Genomic DNA, 19,381 nt, shown 5'->3' with positions numbered 1-19,381 from the left:
GCTCCCAGGGCGATGCCGGTGAAGGTCTGGTTCACATGGATGCCGTTGAACTGCTCGCCGTAGGTGGAGAAGCCGAACACCCGGTTCTCCGCCATCAGCCGGCCTATCGCCCGGAAGTCGCCGGTGTGCTCGAACTCCAGCCGCCGCAGGATGCAGTCGCAGGCGAGAATCAGCGTGCGGCCGCCCAGGGCTTGGTGCACCTTGCCCAGCGCCAGTTGCAGGGTCTCCAGCGGGCTGTCGGCCACGCCCAGGGTAACGATGAGCCCTTCTTCGATGGCGCAGTAGCAGGTCAGCGACTGGTCCGGGTTGGAGCGCAGGATGGAGCGCACATAGGTTTCGGCGCCGTAGGTGAGCACCAGGGGATGCTTGGAGAAGAGCTCCGGCCCGAGCGCGGCCACCGGCTGCCCCAGGGCCTGGGCGTAGGCGAGCGCCGCCGGCTCGCCGTTCATCTCGTGGATGATGCGCTGCTCCGGGTCGGCCGCGGTGATGACGAACTCGGTGTCGCTCGGGCGGAAGTGCTGCACCTTGAAGGGCAGGATGGCGGCGTCGGTGTCTATCAGCGCGAACACCGCGGCGCCGGAGAGGAAGCAGCCATCGCCGTCGTACACCGCGGTGCGCTCGAACTTCAGGTCGTCACCGGCGGAGCCGCCGATGATGGGCACGTTGTCCAACGCCTGGTAGAGGCTGGCGGTGACGCGCTCCTCCAGCATGGAGAGGCCGTCGATCAGCAGCAGGCCGAAGCGACTGCGGCCGGCCACGCTGGCCTTGGCCCTGCGGGCGATCGCCACCGCCTGCGCGGCATGGTCCGCCAGCGGAGAGATGGGGAACAGTTGCACCCGGAAGCCGCCGCCGAGGCCGATGCCGACCAGGCCGGCGCGCTCGAAGCCGTCCGGGCCGATCTGGCCGGAGGAGGTGCAGGCAATGACCGGACAGGGGAAGCACTGCTTCAGCGCCTGGCCGAGGGCGGCGAGGTCGTACTGGGAAGCGCAGAAGATGATGGCCGCTTCCAGCGCGGCCGCATCCAGCTGCCGCGCCAGGTCGGCTACCGCCTCGGCCGGGGTGGCTGCGCTGGTCTTTCCGTAATGCACGCGTATGGGCACGGAACCTCCCCCTGGATTTGCCATGGCTGCGCGGCAGGGTCCCTATGGCGGACGGGAAAAACCCGCAGCGGGATGCCGCCCCTTCCGGCGGCGCCTGCGAGCCCCGCCGTTTCCTTATTCCTAGGGGGTAATGCTGCGCCTTTCAAGCGCCGCCAATCCGGCATTAATCCACATCCCGGAACAAGAAGCGCGCCGCGCGCGCGGGCCGCTTCAGCCGGCGGCAGCCGGCGCGGCGACGTGTACCTGGAAGCGGTTCTTGCCGCCCTGCTTGGCGGCGTACATGGCCTGGTCGGAGAGGCGCAGCAGTACATCCGGATCGGTGCCGTGTTCGGGGAAGAGGGCGATGCCCATGCTGCCGGACACCTCGCGGAACTGGGCCCCGAGTTCGACCGGCGCGGCCACCGCTTCCAGCACGCGGCCGACCACTTGCTCGCACTCCTGCAGGCTGTCGATGCCGCCGAGCAGGAGCACGAACTCATCGCCTCCCAGCCGCGACACGGTGTCGCCCGCGCGCACGCTGTCCTTGAGGCGGTGGGCGATCTCGATCAGCAGCACGTCGCCGGCGCCGTGGCCGAGTTCGTCGTTCACCGCCTTGAAGCCGTCCAGGTCCAGGTAGCACACCGCCACCAGGCTGCCGGCGCGGCTGGCCTGCGCCAGCGTCTGGTGCAGGCGGTCGGCCAGCAGTGTGCGGTTGGGCAGCTTGGTGAGCGGGTCGTAGTGGGCGAGGAACTCCAGCTGCTCGCGCTGGTTGATGACGCAGGTGATGTCGGTGAAGGTGCCGATGTAATGGCTGACCTCGCCCTGGTGATCGCTCACCGCCGATATGGTGAGGCGCTGGGCGTAGGGGGTGCCGTCGCGGCGGCGGTTCCACAGTTCGCCCTCCCAGTGGCCCTGGGCGCGTATGGTCTTCCACATGGCCTGGTAGAAGGCGCGATCGTGCCGGCCGGAGGCGAGGAGGCGCGGGTTGTGGCCGAGCACCGCCTCCCGGGAGTAGCCGGTGATCTCGGTGAAGGTGGGGTTCACGTCGATGATGGCGCAGTTGGCATCGCAGATCATGATGCCCTCGTGCGCATGGGTGAAGACGTTGGCCGCCAGCCTCAGCTGCGACTCGGCGCGTTTGCGCAGGGTCACGTCGCGGGTCACGCCCAGCACCGCGGTGATGACGCCGTTGGCATCGCGCAGCGGCGCGGCGTGGGTGTCCATCCAGCGCACGGTGCCGGCCTTGCCGACGATCATGAACTCCAGGGTGGCCGACTCGCCCTCGAACACCCGCTGGCACAGCTCCGCATAGGCCGCCCGGTGCTCGGGGACGATGAAGTTCATCGCGCCGAAGGCGTTGGCCTCGGCCAGGCTGCCCACCTCCAGCACCTCCATCGCGGCCCGGTTTATCTCCACATAGGTGCCATCGCGCAGCCGTATGCTCACCGCCTCCGGTTCGTTGTCGATGATGGTCTGCAGCCGGGCCTGGCTGGCGGCCAGTTCCCTGGCCGCACGGTCGCGCTCTATGGTCGAGCCCATCCAGCGCGCCAGCAGGGCGACGAACTCGATGTCTCCTTCATCGAAGCCGCGCGCGTAGCGGCCGGGCGAGCTGAAATTGACGGTGCCGAATACCTGGCCGCCCACCTGGATGGCGGCGCCGATGTAGGCCTCCAGCTGGAAGGCCGGGTAGCTGGGATGCCGGCGGTAAAGGGAGTTGCCCATCTCGGCGATCGCCAGCACCCGGCTCTCGCCCAGGGTGATGTCGCAGCAGGTCTGCCCCAGCTCGAATTCCTGCCCTTCCCGCAGTTCACCGTTCGGCGAAACCTCGCTGACGATGGTGTAGCGCTGGCCGCTCACCTGGCTGACGATGCCGAAGGGCAGTTCGAGCTGCGCGCTGGCGATGGCCAGCGCCTGCCGCAACTGGGTGGCGAGCGGCAGGTGGGAGAGCGCGGCCACCTCGTTGAGCTTGGCCAGGCTCTCGCGCTGGCGTCGCTCGGCCGCTTCGATGCGCTTGCGGTCGCTGATGTCGCGCGCGCTGACGAAGCGCAGGTAGCTGCCCTGGAAGGCCACCGGCGTCAGCAGGATCTCGACCGGGAAACAGGAGCCGTCGCGCCGGCGGTGGGTGGATTCGAAGGGCGCGAGACGGCCGCGCTGGTCGGCTGGCAGCGGCTGCACCCGGCGCCCGTCCGAATACGCCGGATCGACGTCGCCCACGCTCATCCGCAGCAGCTCCGCCTCGCTGTAGCCCAGCTGCTCGCAGGCCATGCGGTTCACATAGAGGAAACGGCCCCGCTCATCGACCAGGAAAGTGGCGTCGTTGGCGTTGTCGCTGAAGAAGCGGAACTTCTGCAGCTCGTTCTCGAAGCGCTTGCGCTCGGTGATGTCGCGCTCGCAGGTGAAAGCCAGCCACTGCCCCTTGACCAGCAAGGCGGTGGAGTTGATCTCGAGCGGAACGCAAGTGCCGTCCTTGCGCCTGTGCTCGGTCTCGAACGGCGGCATGCGGGTGTGCTTGCCCTGTTCGAAGTGGGCCACCACCCGTGCGAGGTCATAGTGGGGGTCGATGTCAGGCACGCTCATCTGCAGCAGCTCCGCCTCGGTGTAGCCCAGCTGCTCGCAGGTCATGCGGTTCACATAGAGGATGCGCCCCTGCTCGTTCACCAGCATGTAGCCGTCGTTGGCGTTGTCGTTGAAGAACTTGAACTTCAGCAGTTCGTCCTCGACCCGGGTGCGCTCGGTGATGTCGTGGAGGATCGCGTAGATCCGAGCGCGGTCGCCGCTCCCCACCAGGCCGGCGTAGATCTCCACCTCCCGCTCCACGCCGGAGGCAAGCCGGTGCCTGGCCTTGAGATACCAGCCGGTGTCGGTGCCCGCATTGGCGGCCATGCAGCGGTCGAACTCATCCGCGTCGGTGCCGATGTCACGCAGGCTGCGGCCCAGCAGGCGGGCGCGGGGATAGCCGTAGAACTCGCAGGCGGCGCGGTTGGCATCGAGAATGCGGCCATCGTGGGGGTCGAAGACCAGCTTGATGGCGTGATTGGTCTCGAAGATCTGCCGCAGCCGGCTCTCGCTGGCCTGCAATTCTCCCAGCAGCACGGTGATGAGCACGGTGGTGATGGAGGCGGCCGCCATGTAGCCCCACAGCATTGCCAGGCTGGCATGCAGGTCGCCGCTGTGGAACGGGCCGCCGCCGTGGGCCGTTGCCCACACTGCCTGGGCGGAAAGCAGCAGGGCCGCGGTGGAAGCAAGGCCGGTGCTGCCACGGATTGCGATCCACATCAGCAGCAGGAAGGGCAGGAACAACAGCGGATTGGCCGCCGAGGTCAGCAGGTGGCCGTCGAACACCACGCCGCCGATCAGCAAGGTCGCCAGCAGCGCGCAGCCCAGTTCCACCCCGCGCCGGCCGCGGAACATCGCCCCCCAGGGCTGCCGCCCCACGGTAAGCAAAGGTACGCCCACCACCAGCGCACCCATGGCGTCGCCCAACCACCAGGTGATCCACGCAAAGAGCACGTCCTCCGCCGGCAGGATGCCCGCCAGCCACAGGTTGAGCACCCCGTTGCTGGCACTCAACGCCATCCCCCCCGCCACGCCGATGGCAAGGAAGTGGAGCAGGTCCCTGCGTCGCGGGATCGCCGGATCGAAACCCCACCGCTGGAGCAGGCTGGCCGCCACCCAGGGCCCCAGCGTGTTGCCGCAGGCAATCGTAAAGGCGAGCCAGGGGGGACTGCCGATATCGAGATTGACAGCGAACGCAGCCAGCCAGACCGCCGGCCACAGCGAGCGCTGCCAGCCGATGAAAGCCGCGAGCGCGATCCCGGTGGGCGGCCAGATCAGCGTGATGTGGGAACCGACGAAAGGCACCGACAGCCCGATCTGCCCCCCCAGGTAATAGGCAAGGGCGACGATGGCGAAGCGGAATATCCAGCGGGAACCGGGCAAGGGGCGAGCGAACATGGCAGGGGGCAGGAAGAGTGGACGCCAGATGCGTTGTCGTCAGGAGTTCTGAACTGTCCTTGTACTTATTGGCGAGCCTCTCTGTGCAGCCTCACCGCCGCCGGTAAAACCTGCTAGCAGGTTGTTCACGGCCTGCAACCGATACTAATTAAATACACCTTTAGACATAGTGCATTTGCTCACGGCAGGCGAGATCGCTGAGGATGGGAGCGCCCGTTTCCGGTAATCCGGTTTTGTCCGGAGCAATGCGGCCCGGTCGGCGCGCCTGGCGATAGGCAGCTATTAATCGGGCAACGAGACAGGAGACCTCGTTCGCCCTGTACTTGCCGAAGAGCATTGCGAGGAACGGGCTTCGACAAGCTCAGCCCGAACGGCTGCCGGGTATTCGATTGCCGGGCTAATCACCCGCCCGGCCGGCCAATGGATGCGGGATGCCGCCGTCCCCATAGGTGCCGACGACCTGGGCGATCACCACCTGGTAACCCTTCAGCCACTCCCCCTGGCGCCGCTTGGCCTCGACATGCGCCGGATGCCGCATGAGCTGCTGCAGCGCCTCCATGCTCTCCCAGTAATACACATTGGAGATCAGGCCAGTCGCCGGGCTTTCCCAGGCCTCTTCCCCGAGGTAGCCCGGAATCGACTTCGCCGCCTCCGCGATTACCTTGTCCAGGGCGTAAAACTCTTCGTCGAACCGCCCTGCGGCAAAAGTGAAGGTAGAGGTGTAAATGGCCATTCTGGAAGCGGAAGGAGAAAAGTACCGGCGGCCCCGCGGGATGTACCCGGATGCCTGCGTCCAGCCGCAGGCGCAGAGGCAGGTCGAGCGGGCGCTGACGCCCCCAGGCCACAAAAAGGAAAAGGCCTGCATCTCTGCAAGCCTTTGTTTTCTGGTGCCCCCGGCAGGAATCGAACCCGCGACCTTCGGTTTACAAAACCGTTGCTCTACCAACTGAGCTACAAGGGCAACGCCATTTGCGGCGGGCGCGAATTATAGCTCAAGACGGCGAAAAACCCGTTGCCGCGATTCAGCACTTCCCATACAGGAGAATTACTGTATAAAATTACAGTCATCGAGACAGCCCTCATCAGCTGACGTTTTAGGAGCTTCCTGAATGGAAACCAAGGTCAATCGCGTTCTCATGGGTTTTGGTCTGCTTGCCGGTCTGGCGCTGGGCGTTGGCAATCCGGGAGGCGCCATCGCGCTCGCCGTTGCCGGTGCTGGTGCTACCTGGCTGTTGCGTAACGGTTTCCTGCAGCGCAAGGAAGCGTGCCAACGCTCCTGAGCGGGTCCGCTGCAGCCGGAGAGGCTTACTTCTTCAGGGGAATCTGGAGAGCGGCATCGACCGGCACCGCGGTGATGGCATTCTGCGGACTACCTTCGATCAGCTTGTCGGAGTACGTGAGGTAGACCAGCACATTGCGCGCCGGGTCCACCATGCGAACCACCTGCAGGCGCTTGAACAGTACCGATTGCCGCTCGGAAAACACCTCTTCCTTCCTCGGCAAGGGGTCGCGGATGCGCAGCGGGCCAACCTGCCGGCAGGCAATGGAGGCCTCCGCCTTGTCCTCGGCCAGGCCGACGGCGCCGGAGAGGCCGCCCGTCTTGGCGCGGGACACGTAGCAGGTAACGCCTTCAACCTTGGGATCGTCGTAGGCGTCGACCACGATCTTGTGATTCGGCCCGATCAACTTCCAGACGGTGGAAACCTCACCCACCGTCTCGGCGCAAGCGCCAGCGGAAAAAAGCGCAGCGCCGAGCAAGCAGCCGGCAGCTGCAGCTTTCGCCTTCACTTGGCGAACTTCCCCACCAACTGCTGCAACTTCTCGGAACGCCGCTTGGCGGCCTCCTCCGCTTCCCGTTTCTCCCGCTGCTGTTTCGCCGCGGCGGCAAAACGTTCCTTCAGCGTGGTGGAGGCGTGGGTGCGCTGCTCTTCGGTCACCTCTCCTGCCGGGTTTCCGTCGAAATCGTAGCGTTCGGTGGACCGTTCCATCGCCTTCAGGTAGCGGGTGGTGGCAGTGTGGAAACGCAGCGCAGCGCGCAGCGTCTTGCGCTCGAACTCCGGGAAACGCTCCAGGATGACCGCGTCTATGCGCAAGGCCAGGGGCTTGCAATCACGGAAAGTGGGAGACAGTTCCTGCAGCCGCTGGAGCAGCGCGCGCGGTTCCAGGGAGGTTTTCTGCGTAGGCGTTTCGTTACTCATCGATTCTGCAACTCAGAGATTTCAGGCCCCGACGGCGGGTCCCACGTGCGGCAGCACGATGGACCATTCTACCCGAGCCCGCCTGGCGAAACCCAACCGGGTTCGCGTTGTCCATTCGCCGTCCAGACAGGAGAACACCATGCCCCCGCAACAGACCCGCGCCCTGCTCGCCCTCTGCCTGATGGCTGCCTTTGCCGACCAGCGCAAGGATGACAAGGAGCGCGAACATATCAAGCGCGTCGCAGCTTCGTTGGGCGGAGACAGCGGCGTCGACCTGCTCGCGCTCTATCAGGATGTACTCCTGAGGCGGATCACCCTGGAAGATGCCGTCGGCGCGCTGGATGCACCGGAGCTTCGCCACCTGGCCTACGAGATGGCGGTAGGCGTCTGCGATGCCGACGGCGTGCACGACGCGCAGGAGGCCGCTTTCCTCGAGAGGCTGCGGACTGCGCTGACGCTGCCGCAGCAGCAGGCTGCGACCATCCTGGATGACGCGGACCAACTCGCCGCCGCCCCGCCCAGCGCGCCGCTGCCAGCCGAACTGGAACAGCCGGCTGCCGCCGGCTGGGAAGTAAAATCCGCGGTCGACACCACGGAACTGGACAAGCGCATCCTCAACGCGGCCATCCTCAATGGCGCCCTGGAACTCCTGCCCCAGTCCCTCGCCTCCATGGCCATCATCCCGCTGCAGACACGGCTGGTTTATCGCATCGGCGAAGCCTATGGCTACAGCCTGGACAAGGGGCACATCGCCGACTTCCTCGCCACCATCGGTGTCGGCCTCACTTCCCAGTATGTAGAGCAGTTCGGCCGCAAGCTGGTAGGTGGCCTGCTCGGCAAGGTGCTGGGCAAGACCGGCCGCGCCATCGGCAGCGCGGCCACCGGCTCCGCCTTCTCCTTCGCCACCACCTACGCCCTCGGCCAGGTGGCGAAGCATTACTACGGTGGCGGCCGCAAGCTGGACGGCAGTGCCCTGAAGACCAGCTTCAACAATCTGCTGGGCCAGGCGCGCGACCTGCAGCAGCACTACACGCCGGAAATCGAACAGCGCGCCCGCACGCTGGACGTGGGCAAGCTGATGGCGGAATTGAAGGCCTGAGGGACGGCCACGCGGCCCGGTGCAGCGGAGCGAGCATGCCGTCACGGCCAGCGGGCGCACCCGACGGGCGCCTGCCGGCCGCCTTCAGTACTTCATCACCACATTGATCTGCGCCGGACGGTCCGCCGCCACGTCGAAGGCGCTGTCCTCGAAAGCCGGCGGGCCCATCACCCGGGGGTTGTTGGACAAGCCGTAACCCTCTGCCGGGAACATGCCGAAGCGCAGGTTGAGCTTCCCGTCGCCGTCCTCATCGTGGTAGGCCATCACCGCGTAGCGCCCTGGCGGCACCGCCTCGAACACCACCTTGACGATGCCCGGCGCCGCCGGCGCCTCATGTACCGACAGCGCATGCATCTCCTTGCGGAAGGAACTCGGCGTGGCGTACAGGCCGACCCGCACAGTGCCGCGTTCGTGCGCCACGCCCTCCAGCACCACGGTCAGCGTCTGCCCGCGCGGCTGGCTGGCCGCAGGCGCAGCCGTCTGGGCGTGAACGGATCCAGCCAGCGCCAAGCCCAGCAAAAGTGAACGACACATGAAGCGCTTCGGTCGGCCTGCTTCCATTTCCCGCTCCTTATCCAGATCTGGAACAAACCGTGAAGGATGTTCCCCCGCGTGGCTGAGGGCAAGCGCAAGCAGCGCCGCGCGAGAGGTACAAAGAGAGGGCCACGCGGCCATGCTCGCCCAAAGGCGTAGGAGGGCGTGCAAAAGTGTTGTATAATCCGCAGCTTGCCGTTGCCATCCGTGGCAGCGCCCGCCGGTGTGCAGATCGCCGGCGCTATCGGGCACCAGCGCCCTTCCCCATCGGACCCGGCCTACACGGCCTGCGGCCCGACCCGTCGGCAACCCGGCCGGCTGCGCCACTCCACCCCATGGAGCCCGGCGCACCGCCCCATGCCGTCCTCCCTGCCATCGGCACCCCCGGTGGCGCTAAAGCCGGATTCGCCCGGTTTCGGTCCCGTACCGTTCCGCTCATTCCGCCCCTGCCGGCCCCGCCTGGCAGACGCCGTGCTTTCCGCACGGCCCACGATAAGGAGCAAGACAATGGCTAAAGAAGAACTCGTCCAGTTCGAAGGTGTGGTCCAGGAAGTCCTCCGCGACGCGCGTTTCCTGGTCAAGCTGGAGAATGGCGTCGACGTTGCCGCTTATGCCTCCGGCAAGATGCGCAAGTTCCGCATCCGCATTCTCGCCGGCGACAGGGTGACGCTGGAGATGTCGCCCTACGACCTCTCCAAGGCGCGCATCTGCTTCCGCCACAAGGATGAACGCAGCCGCCCGCCGGCAACCACGCACTGAGCTTGCATCGACGGCAGGAATCGCGCTTCCGGACATCGCCCCCCGTGGTTTTCACCCCGCGGGGCAGGCATAATCCGGCCAATCCTGGCGGCCCTTCCCGCCTGCTCGATTGGAATATTGAATGGCGCGCACGCCGTCACCGCCCCTCCCCCCAGCGGACCTCTCCGGAACCGATTTCCGCCGTAGCCCGGCGGGCGGGGGCGACACCCCACCCGAAGCCGCATCCCCCTCCGACATTGCCCGCGAAGCCCTGCACCAACTTGCAGTGAGGCGCATCCCGCCGACGCCGGACAACTACCGCACGCTGTACCACCAGATTGCCGGCATCGCAGAGGAAGAAGCCTTCCCCAGCCGCAGCCTGCGGGCGCTGAGCTCGCTGCTGCCGCGCGACACGCCCGAGGCCCTACGTACTGCCCAGCGCTTCGAAGCCGCCGTCGCCGGCGAACAATGGACCCAGCTACGCCAGGTGCTGGTTGAAATATGCACCGCGCGAAGCAGCGGGGCGCTGCCCTGGGGACGGATGATCCGCGAGTTGATCGTCGAACTCGAACGCCGCCAGGAAGGGCTCACCCGCGCCCGCAAGAATCAATCCCTGCAGCACGTGCTGGCCGCTTCCAGCACGGACAGCGAACAGCTCTTCCTCCGCCTGCAAGGCCTGCTCGGCAGTTGGGCCAGGCGGGACGAAAGCGAGCCGCTGGAGATTGCCGGCCTGCCAGCACTGGAAACCGCCGGCGACATGCCCCACCCGCTCGCGCCGCTAATCTCCCAGCTGCTGCAGCGCGGCCTCACGCCACTGGTCGCGGGCGATCCCGCGCTGCTGGAGGAAACCCGGGAACTGGCGAGCACTTTCGACCAGCTGGAGGGCGCCATTCCCGACGCCCTGGTCCAGCGCCTGGACACCTACTCCGTCCGCCTCAACTGGATGGCCGAGGACAACAGCGCGGTGCGCAGCGCCTTGCTCGGCCTGCTCCGGCTGCTGGTGGACAACATCCGCGAACTGGTGCTGGACGACCAGTGGCTGCATGGCCAGCTCAGCGTGCTCGCCGAGGCCTTCGCCGGCAGCCCGGACATCCGCGTGCTCGACGAAGTGGAGCGCCGCCTGCGCGACGTCATCGACAAGCAGGGCCGGCTGAAACGCGAACTCACCGATGCCCAGCACCGGCTCAAGACCATGCTGGCCGGCTTCATCGACCGCCTGGCCGAGTTTTCCGACACCACCACCGAGTACCACGACGCCCTGGGCCACTGCGCCGAGCGCATCAGCGCCGCCTCCGACATCTCCGAACTCACCGACGTGGTCGAGGAAATGTTGCGCGAAACCCGCAACGCCCAGGCCTCCGCCCAGCGTTCCGGCGCCGAACTGAGCGAGTTGCGCGCCCAGGTGGACCACGCCAACCAGCACATCCTGAAGCTGCAGCGGGAACTGGACGAAACCAGCGAACTGGTGCGCCACGACCCGCTCACCGGCACGCTCAACCGCAAGGGGCTGGACGAAGCCCTGGCGCGGGAAATCGCCCGCATGCGGCGCAAGGGCAACAGCCTCTGCCTCGCACTGCTGGACGTAGACAATTTCAAGCAGCTCAACGACACCTTCGGCCACACCACCGGCGACGACGCCCTGCGCCATCTGGCCGCGGTGGTGCGCGAATCGCTGCGGCCGCACGACACCGTGGGCCGCTACGGTGGCGAGGAGTTCCTCATCCTCTTGCCGGAAACCGAACTGGAAGATGCCCACACCGTACTCGTACGCCTGCAGCGCGAGCTCACCCGGCGTTTCTTCCTCGCCGGCGAGCAGAAGCTGCTCATCACCTTCAGCGCCGGCATCACCCGCCTGCAGACCGAAGAAGAAGCGCAACTGGCGATAGAGCGGGCCGACAAGGCCATGTACGCCGCCAAACGCGCAGGCAAGAACCGCGTTCTCACCGCCGCATGAGTTGCCATGGCCGCTGCCACCAATCCCTTCGAGATTGCCCGCGAAACCTTGCGCCAGCTGGCAACCCGCCGCGTCGCACCCACCCCTGACAACTACCTGCGGCTGTACTACGAGATCGCCGGCAGCGAGGCGGTGGAGGTCTTTCCCCTCGCCTTCGTCCGCGACCTCGCCCGCCGCATTCCGCGCGACTCACCCGAGCGCCAGCGCCTCGCCCGCCAGCTCGACCAGGCCCTGACCGCCGACGAGCCGGCTCCGGTGCGCGAAGCACTGGACGGCTACCTCGACAGCCTGCGCCTGGAGCCGCCGCCCGCCTGGAACGAACTCATCGCCCAGTTGCTGCGCCAGTGGGAGGGCCGCCAGCTCGGCTGGACCACCGCCCGCAAGCGCGAATCCCTGGAGCGGGTGCTGAGCGCCAACGACCCGGCGGCGCTGCACGGCCGCCTGCAGGCCCTGCTCCGTGCCTGGGGGCAGAGCCCCATCGACCCGGAGCAGTCGCTGCCGCCGGAAACGCCGGAGCTCTCCGCCGGCCGGGACCACCTGCTCGCCGCCGCGCCCACCGACAGTGTCATCGGCGTGCGCCTGCTCGCCAGCGGCGAAAGCCGGGAACTGATGGCCGGCCTGCGCGACCTGCTGTTGCTGGCGCTGGAAACCGTCATCCCCGCCTTCCTCGGCGAGCACCCCGAGCTCATCAACGACGCCGGCCTCATCGCCGCCGACGTGCGCCGCGCCGCCAGCGAGCGGGATCTCGCCAACGTGCGCCGCCAACTCACCAAGTTCAGCCACCGCCTGGAAGGCACCGCCGCCGACGCCGCCGAGATCCGCACCGGCCTGCTGGACCTGCTGCGCCTGCTGCTGGACAACATCGACGAGCTGGTGGTGGACGACCAGTGGCTGCACGGCCAGATCGAGATGCTGCGCGACGTCATCGACCAGCCCGCCACCCTGCGCATGATCGATGACGCCGAGCGCCGGCTGAAGGAGCTCATCTACAAGCAGAGCCAACTCAAGCACAACCTCGCCGAAGCCCAGCGCAACCTGCGCAACATGCTCGCCGGCTTCGTCGACCAGCTCGCCCGCTTCGCCGAAAGCACCGGCAGCTACCACGACCGCATCGGCCAGTGCGCACAGAAGATCGCCGCCGCCCGCGACATCGCCGAGATCAGCGACGTGCTGGACGAAGTCATGCGCGATACCCGCGCCGTCCAGTTCGAAACCGCCCGTTCCCGCGACGAACTCCAGGGCGCCCGCCTGCGGGCCGAAGCCGCCGAAGCCAAGATCGCCGCCATGCAGGCCGAGCTGGAAGAGGCCAGCCGGCTGATGCGCCACGACCAGCTCACCGGCGCGGCCAACCGCCGCGGCCTGGACGAGTGCTTCATCAAGGAAGCGGCCCGTGCCGAACGTCGCAACATGCCGCTGTGCATCGCCCTGCTGGACGTGGACAACTTCAAGCAGCTCAACGACACCTTGGGCCACCAGGCCGGCGACGACGCCCTACGCCACCTCAGCAGCGTGATCCAGCAACAGCTGCGCCCGCAGGACACACTCGCCCGCTACGGCGGCGAGGAGTTCGTCATCATCCTGCCGGAGACCGACTTGCCCCAGGCCAGCCAGGCCCTGGTGCGACTGCAGCGCGAACTCACCCGGGCGCTGTTCATGAACGGCGCCGAGCAACGCGTCATCACCTTCAGCGCCGGCGTCACCCAGGTGCTGCCGGGCGAAAACCTGGACGTTGCCCTCGGCCGCGCCGATTCGGCGATGTACCAGGCCAAACAGAGCGGGAAGAACCGGGTGGCGACCATAGAGGCGCCACTCCAGCCCCGATAAGGTGGAATTGGGCGGATAAACCAGACGTATTCGAACTGACACCGGCGCGAATATCGGCCATATTGCGTCATCGGCCGCAATAGTCTGGCAAACGAGCGTCAAACATGACATCCAGGTTCCCATGGCCCTTCCACATGCCGGACGATTTCCCCTTCGTCTCCGAGCGGGCCCCGTACTACATTTTCGGCGCGGATTACCGCGAGAACTCCAGCGGCGTGGTTTCGCTGCACGTCCTGTGCGATGCGCTCAACCGCCGGGGCTACCCCGCCTACTTCACCAACGTCAGCGAGACCCATCCCAACCTGGATGCCCGCCTGCTGCAGGCGCGGGACGTTGAACGCCATGAGCGCGCGGGCCTGCCGCCCGTCGTCGTCTACCCCGAGATCGTCAGCGAGAATCCTTACGACGCCGACATCGTGGTGCGCTGGATGCTCAACCGCAGCGGTGCCCTGACCGGGCGGCCGGTGCAGTTCCGGAACGAGGACATCGTCTATCACTACTCGCGCGAGTTCGCCGACGATCCGGAGCAGCCTCTCTCGCTGCTCACCCCGGTGTCGCACGACCCGCGCCTGTTCCTGCCGCCGGAGTCCCCCCCTCCCCGTTCCCGGTCCCTGCTGTACCTGGGCCGCATCCGCCGGGAAGAGATCGATTTCTCCCGGCTGCCGGCCGACATCGAGATCATCGACAATCATGCGCCGGTCAGCCTGAGCGAGCTGATCGCCCGCTTCCACTCGGCCAAGGTCCTGTATTCGGCCGAGCGCAGCGGCACCTGCCTGTGCGCGGTGCTCGCCGGCTGCCCTGTCCTTTACATCCCCAGCCGCCTGCTGGACGAACTGCCGGAGATCGAATTCAGCCACGACGGCGTGGCCTGGTACGACGAGCCGGGCGCCTGCGAGCGGCTGAGCCAGACGGTGGGCAAGGTTTTCCAGAACTGGGTGGCGCAGGTCGGCATCTTCGAACAACAGCTCACCGCCTTCATCGAACGCACCCAGGCCGCAGCACTGGCGCGCAAGCGCCAGGCCCCGGGCGACAAGGTGGTTCCCCGGCCGATACGGGAACAGTTCCTCGCCTCCGCAAGCGCCCAACCGGTCGAGACCCCGCGCACGCCGGGCGCAAGCCGCGCTCCCGCCTACCAGCCCCCTCCCCCCGCCATACCGTCAGACGAGGACATCCTGTTGCAGGAGGGGCTGGCCAAACAGGAGGCGGGCGACCTGGAGACCGCCTTCGCCATCTTCCAGGAACTCGTCACCGCCGAGACGACCCTGTGGCGCCCCTATGCGGAGATTGCCCGCATCGCGCTAGCACAGGGCGAGAAAGGCATCGCCCGCGAGTTCCTCGAACTGGCCTGCGAACGCGAGGAGCCGGCTGGCGAAGCGCATGTGGAGCTGGCCCGGCTGCAGGCAGCCGAGCAGGAATACGAAAAGGTGCTCGCAACCGTGAGTCCCGTTCTCCGCGCTTCCGGCGAGCATTTCCCGGCCTTGGAACTGGTGCGCCAGGCTCTGGGGGCACTGCCCGCCCTGCCCGCCATTGCCTGGGCCCGGCTCGTCACCGACATGCGACGGCCGCTGCCGCCGGCGCCTACCACCGTCTATCACGAGGTTCCCGAGGCACCGGCGAACGAGCCCGAGCCGGCCGCCGCCCCCCTGCGCTTCCCCGAGTCGAACATGGCGCACCGCTATCTCGACAGCCTGCGCGGCATCGAGATCGGTCCCTCGTCGCACAACGCCTTCAATCTTCCCGACTGCCTCTTCGTCGACAAGTGGGCGGAATCCCGCTACACCGAGGAACAGCGGGAGCTGTGCGGCACGGCGCAGCGAATCGACGTGCTGGCGGCAGGCAATACCCTGCCCTTTGCCGACGGCAGCCTCGACTATGTGCTCACCTCGCATGTGCTCGAGCACTTCCACGACACCATAGGCGCGCTGAAGGAGTGGTACCGGGTGGTGCGGGACGGCGGCCTGATTTTCACCATCTTTCCGCACAAGGAACGCACCTTCGACAAGGATCGCCCGCGCACCACGCTGAGCGAACTCATCGAGCGCCACGCAGCCGGCAGCCTGGATGCCTCCGACGGCCACCACACCGTCTGGGTCACCGAGGATGCGGTTGAACTGGTGGAGCACCTGGGCTGGAAGCTGGTCGAGGTGATGGATGTGGACGACAAGGTTGGCAACGGCTTTGCCTTCGTGATTCAGGTCGAGAAGCCGCGAGCGGCCTGAACAGGTGCCTGCAGACGTGCCCAACCGCCAGATCTCCGTCCTCTCCGCCGATCCGCTGGACAGCGCCTGCGCCCGCCTGCGCCTGGCCGACCCCATCCGTGCCGGCGGCATGAAGCTCAACTGGCATGTGCGTATCGATGGCGAGCGCATGGAGATCGATCTCAGCGGGCTGGAGCAGGCGGATCTCATCGTCATCCAGCGCAGCTTCCCGCGCGCAGGCGGCGTCGAGACGCTGCTGGACACGCTGTTCGGACTCGGCATCCCGGTCATCTACGAGGTGGACGACCTGCTGACCGGCATCCCCGACGACAACCCGATGGCGGACTACACCGACGCCGCGTCCGATGTCCTCGTCGCCCTCATGAGTCGCTGCCATGCGCTCACCGTCTCCACCCCCGCCCTGGCCGAGCACTACCGGCAATACAACCCCCGGGTACATGTGCAGCTCAACCCGATAGACGAGCGCATCTGGACACCCAGGACGCCGCCCGCGAAGACCGATCGGCGGCTGAGGCTGGGTTTCGCCGGCACCGCTACCCACACCGCGGACCTGCGCCTCGCGGAAGACGCCCTGATCGAGATCCTCGCCCGCCACCGCGAGCGGGTGGAGCTCTGCCTCTTCGGCTGCACCACCGAGCGCCTGGCTGCGCTGCCTGGCGTGCTCAACATCGCCGGCGGCCTGCCCTACGCACAATATGCCCAGACCCTGCGCCGGCTGGAGTTGGACGTCGGCATCGCCCCACTGGTTGACAACCCGTTCAACCGGGTCAAGAGCGACATCAAGTGGCTGGAATACTCGATGGCCGGCATCGCCGGCGTCTATAGCGAGCTGCCGCCCTACGCCAGCGTCGCCGAGGGCGAAACCGGCCTGCATGCGGGCAGCGACACCGAAAGCTGGATCGCCGCGCTGGAACGCCTGATCGCCGACGGCGCCCTGCGCCAGCGCATCGCCAGCCGAGCCCAGCGCGAGGTGCTGGCGCGACGGACCGCACGCCAGGCCGGCACCTGCCTTGCCGCCATCTATGAGGAGATCATCCTCGACCATGCCCGCAGCGCCCGCGGCTCGCGCCGCCCGCTCGCAGACGCCGCAGGGCAGCTGCGCTACGCCCAATGGCTGGATGCCAACCTGGCCTCCCATACCGAGTTGGCCGAACGGGTCGAGCAGCCCCCGGAGCACGGCCCGCTGCAGCTGCATGCCTTGGTCTTCGACGACGGCAGCCGCCCGGACGCCAGCGTGCTTACCCGTCAGGCGGCAGAACGGCTGTGGCACTGCAGCCTGCGCATCGACACCCTGGCCCCGGCGCGCGAGGGCGCCCTGCAGGCAAGCGCCCTGCTCGCGGGTAGCACGGCCGAATGGGTGGTGCTGCTGTGGCCCGGGGATCTGCTGGCCCCGGCGGCCAGCTGGTACCTGCAGCAGGAACTGCTCCGCCGCCCCGACGCCTGGGCCGCCTACTTCGACGAGGACAGCGTCTCCCCGACCGGTGGCCATGACGATCCCGTCCTCAAACCCGATTTCGATCTCCAGCGGCTGCGCTGCGCCAACTACCCCGGCCGCAACCTCTTCCTGCAGCGGGAACAGTTGCTCGCCCACGGCGGCCTGGCCGGGGTGGATCCCGAAATTGCCGGCGCCGAAGCGCTGCTACGCATGCTGGACGCGGGGCTCCCGGCGGAGGGCATTGCCCACCTCGCGCGCATCGCCGTCCATCGCGACAACGCGCCGGCGGATGAGGCAAGGCGCCAGGCCCTGTGCGTGGATTATGCCCAGGTGGTCAGCGCGCACCTCACCCGCCGCGGACTGGCAGCCGAAGCCCGCCCCCGTCTGCCGGCCCATGCGCACTGGCCCGGCGCCAGCCTGCATTACCAGTTGCGCGATGCGCCGCTGCTCAGCGTCGTCATAGCGACCCGCGACGGCGGCAAGATACTGCAGCGCTGCCTGGAGACCCTGGTGGGCGAAGCCAGCTACCCCGACCTGGAAATCCTGGTGCTGGACAACCAGAGCAGCCACCGCGAGACGCTGGACTATCTCGACGGCCTGCGCCAACTGGACAGCGACAGGCTGCGGGTAATCACGGTGGACGAAGCGTTCAACTTCTCCCGCCTGGCCAACCTCGGAGCCCAGGCGGCGCGCGGACACTACCTCCTGTTCCTCAACGACGACACCGCCGGCCTCTCGCCCGGCTGGCTCGGCGAACTGGCGGCGCGGTTGGAAGAAGCCGATGTTGCCGCCGTCTCCCCCCGGCTGCTGTTCCCGGATGGCCGCATCCAGCACGCCGGCGTGGTCCTGGGCCTCGGCGGCGCGGCCGATTTCGCCTACAGCGGCGCGAGCATCGACCAGCCCGGCTACGCCGAGCGGCTCGTCTGCGAGCAGGAAGTCTCCGCCGCCACCGCCGCCTGCCTGCTGGTCAAGGCCGAGGCTTTCCGTCTTGCCGGCGGCTTCGACGAGGAGGCGCTCGGACTGGCCTACGGCGACTTCGACCTCTGCCTGCGCCTGCGCGAGTATGGCTACCGCATTCTGTGGACGCCGGCGGTAAGCTTGCTGCACGAAGCCGGCCACTCCCTGAAGGCGCACACCACCACACCGGCCGCCATCGCCGAGCGCAGCGCCACCTTCGCGCGCAACCGCGACGCCTTCTTCGAGCGCTGGCTGGAGCGTCTGGCCCACGACCCCTACTACAACCCGGGGCACAGTCTGCAGGGCAACAACTACCCGCTGGATACCCGCCAGCCGCTGATGCGCAGCCGTGTCGCCGAAGCCGGCCTGCTCCACATGGTGGCGCTGCCGGCCGATGCCTCCGGCTCCGGGATCTACCGGGTGGCGGCCCCGGTGCGGCGCGCCATCCACGAGAGGCAGGTGGACGGGCGCCTCCTCTACGGTTATCCGGATGCGCTCACGCTCAGCCGGCTGAACCTCGAGGTGCTATTCACCCAGCGCCAGGTGGATGACAACCACCTGCAGACCCTGGCCACGCTGCGGCGCCAGCTGCCCACGCTGCGCATCGTCATGGACTTCGACGATCTGCTGACGCAGGTCCGCGCCGACAATCCGCACGCCGCCGACGTCTGGCCCGACATCGACCGCCGCATCGCCGAAGCCTGCGGTCTGAGCGACTGCGTCACCGTTTCCACCGCAGCCCTGGCCGTGGAGTTTGCTCACTTCCACGATGACATCCAGGTCATCCCCAATGGCATCGATCCGATGCTGTGGCCGGCTCCCGGCCTGCCGGAACAACGCGGCCGGCGCCTGCGCGTCGGCTGGGCCGGCGGCATCAGCCATGCCGGCGATCTTGCCTTGCTGGCAGAGGTGATTCCTGCGCTCGCCAAGGAGGTGGAATGGGTCTTCTTCGGCATGCGCCCGCCCGGCGTTGCGCAATCGCTGTACGAATACCATCCGGGCGTCTCCTTCGCCGACTACCCCAGCAAGCTCGCCTCCCTGCGGCTGGATCTCGCGCTGGCGCCTTTGGCCAGCCACCGCTTCAACGAGTGCAAGAGCAACCTGCGCCTGCTGGAGTACGGCATCCTCGGCATTCCGGTGCTGGCCTCGGATCTCCTGCCCTACCAGTGCGGACTGCCGGTCAGCCTCCTCGGCCCGCAGCCGAAGCAATGGCTGGCAGCGATACGCGAGCGCGCCGGCGAACGGGAAGCGCTGCAGGTGGAAGGGGCCAGGCTGCGCAGCGCGGTGCTCGCCCACTGGCAGCAGCAGCACTTCGTTCCCGGCTGGCTCGCGGCCTGGGGGCCGGAGCACGCCACTCACACGTCCTTCCTCGGTGAAGACTGACAGGGAT

The 19,381-nt window shown here is 67.4% G+C and carries 13 protein-coding genes and 1 tRNA gene; 7 read left to right on the top strand and 7 right to left on the bottom strand.

Annotated features, from left to right (window positions below):
* The 4 genes from GRF61_RS02015 to GRF61_RS02000 all read right to left on the bottom strand — a co-directional run.
* Positions 1 to 1,100 (bottom strand): FIST N-terminal domain-containing protein (locus GRF61_RS02015; RefSeq protein ID WP_211165680.1); only part of this gene is annotated, 1,100 nt, incomplete at its 3' end.
* Between the two features lie 210 nt (positions 1,101 to 1,310).
* Complete coding sequence (locus GRF61_RS02010; RefSeq protein ID WP_169149059.1) at positions 1,311 to 5,033, bottom strand: PAS domain S-box protein; 3,723 nt, start codon at positions 5,031 to 5,033, stop codon at positions 1,311 to 1,313.
* Positions 5,034 to 5,430: 397 nt separating this feature from the next.
* Positions 5,431 to 5,766: an antibiotic biosynthesis monooxygenase gene (locus tag GRF61_RS02005; RefSeq protein WP_169149058.1), complete on the bottom strand. Its 336-nt coding sequence runs from the start codon at positions 5,764 to 5,766 to the stop codon at positions 5,431 to 5,433.
* 152 nt (positions 5,767 to 5,918) lie between these two features.
* Positions 5,919 to 5,994 (bottom strand) — tRNA-Thr (locus GRF61_RS02000).
* Between the two features lie 148 nt (positions 5,995 to 6,142).
* Between GRF61_RS02000 and GRF61_RS01995 the strand changes: the two genes are divergently transcribed.
* Positions 6,143 to 6,313: a hypothetical protein gene (locus GRF61_RS01995; protein WP_169148954.1), complete on the top strand. Its 171-nt coding sequence runs from the start codon at positions 6,143 to 6,145 to the stop codon at positions 6,311 to 6,313.
* Between the two features lie 25 nt (positions 6,314 to 6,338).
* Here GRF61_RS01995 and GRF61_RS01990 read toward each other — a convergent pair whose 3' ends face one another.
* Positions 6,339 to 6,791 (bottom strand): CreA family protein, encoded by a 453-nt coding sequence (locus tag GRF61_RS01990; protein WP_211165685.1) that lies wholly within the window; start codon positions 6,789 to 6,791, stop codon positions 6,339 to 6,341.
* 26 nt (positions 6,792 to 6,817) lie between these two features.
* Positions 6,818 to 7,231, bottom strand: a complete 414-nt coding sequence (locus tag GRF61_RS01985) for a ProQ/FinO family protein (protein WP_169149056.1) — start codon at positions 7,229 to 7,231, stop codon at positions 6,818 to 6,820.
* Between the two features lie 139 nt (positions 7,232 to 7,370).
* Here GRF61_RS01985 and GRF61_RS01980 point away from each other — a divergent pair, with 139 nt between their 5' ends.
* Positions 7,371 to 8,330: a DUF533 domain-containing protein gene (locus GRF61_RS01980; protein WP_169149055.1), complete on the top strand. Its 960-nt coding sequence runs from the start codon at positions 7,371 to 7,373 to the stop codon at positions 8,328 to 8,330.
* Between the two features lie 84 nt (positions 8,331 to 8,414).
* Here GRF61_RS01980 and GRF61_RS01975 read toward each other — a convergent pair whose 3' ends face one another.
* The gene (locus GRF61_RS01975) at positions 8,415 to 8,864 is read right to left on the bottom strand and encodes a DUF2141 domain-containing protein (protein ID WP_169149054.1); all 450 of its coding nucleotides are present in this window, start codon (positions 8,862 to 8,864) and stop codon (positions 8,415 to 8,417) included.
* A gap of 507 nt (positions 8,865 to 9,371) precedes the next feature.
* Here GRF61_RS01975 and infA point away from each other — a divergent pair.
* From infA to GRF61_RS01950, 5 genes are all read left to right on the top strand, one after another.
* Positions 9,372 to 9,623 carry a translation initiation factor IF-1 gene (gene infA, locus GRF61_RS01970; RefSeq protein WP_169149053.1) on the top strand — a complete coding sequence of 84 codons (252 nt, stop codon included), beginning with the start codon at positions 9,372 to 9,374 and terminating at the stop codon, positions 9,621 to 9,623.
* 265 nt (positions 9,624 to 9,888) lie between these two features.
* Entirely contained in the window at positions 9,889 to 11,556 is a 1,668-nt protein-coding gene (locus GRF61_RS24535; protein WP_348982331.1) for a GGDEF domain-containing protein, read from the top strand.
* A 6-nt stretch (positions 11,557 to 11,562) separates the two neighbouring features.
* Entirely contained in the window at positions 11,563 to 13,380 is a 1,818-nt protein-coding gene (locus GRF61_RS01960; RefSeq protein WP_169149052.1) for a GGDEF domain-containing protein, read from the top strand.
* A 104-nt stretch (positions 13,381 to 13,484) separates the two neighbouring features.
* Positions 13,485 to 15,599 (top strand): class I SAM-dependent methyltransferase, encoded by a 2,115-nt coding sequence (locus GRF61_RS01955; protein ID WP_169149051.1) that lies wholly within the window; start codon positions 13,485 to 13,487, stop codon positions 15,597 to 15,599.
* A 16-nt stretch (positions 15,600 to 15,615) separates the two neighbouring features.
* Entirely contained in the window at positions 15,616 to 19,374 is a 3,759-nt protein-coding gene (locus GRF61_RS01950; protein WP_169149050.1) for a glycosyltransferase, read from the top strand.
* Positions 19,375 to 19,381 lie beyond the last annotated feature (7 nt).

It is taken from the genome of Azoarcus sp. TTM-91, from assembly GCF_012911025.1.
In the GTDB taxonomy this organism is placed as follows: domain Bacteria; phylum Pseudomonadota; class Gammaproteobacteria; order Burkholderiales; family Rhodocyclaceae; genus Azoarcus.
Note: the sequence above shows the minus strand (reverse complement) of the source record. Positions and strands in the feature narration are given on the sequence as shown.

Coding starts and splice junctions, on each gene's coding strand:
- GRF61_RS02010 (WP_169149059.1), bottom strand. CDS start 5,033: ATGTTCGCTCGCCCCTTGCCCGGTTCCCGCTGGATATTCCGCTTCGCC.
- GRF61_RS02005 (WP_169149058.1), bottom strand. CDS start 5,766: ATGGCCATTTACACCTCTACCTTCACTTTTGCCGCAGGGCGGTTCGAC.
- GRF61_RS01995 (WP_169148954.1), top strand. CDS start 6,143: ATGGAAACCAAGGTCAATCGCGTTCTCATGGGTTTTGGTCTGCTTGCC.
- GRF61_RS01985 (WP_169149056.1), bottom strand. CDS start 7,231: ATGAGTAACGAAACGCCTACGCAGAAAACCTCCCTGGAACCGCGCGCG.
- GRF61_RS01980 (WP_169149055.1), top strand. CDS start 7,371: ATGCCCCCGCAACAGACCCGCGCCCTGCTCGCCCTCTGCCTGATGGCT.
- GRF61_RS01975 (WP_169149054.1), bottom strand. CDS start 8,864: ATGTGTCGTTCACTTTTGCTGGGCTTGGCGCTGGCTGGATCCGTTCAC.
- infA (WP_169149053.1), top strand. CDS start 9,372: ATGGCTAAAGAAGAACTCGTCCAGTTCGAAGGTGTGGTCCAGGAAGTC.
- GRF61_RS01960 (WP_169149052.1), top strand. CDS start 11,563: ATGGCCGCTGCCACCAATCCCTTCGAGATTGCCCGCGAAACCTTGCGC.
- GRF61_RS01955 (WP_169149051.1), top strand. CDS start 13,485: ATGACATCCAGGTTCCCATGGCCCTTCCACATGCCGGACGATTTCCCC.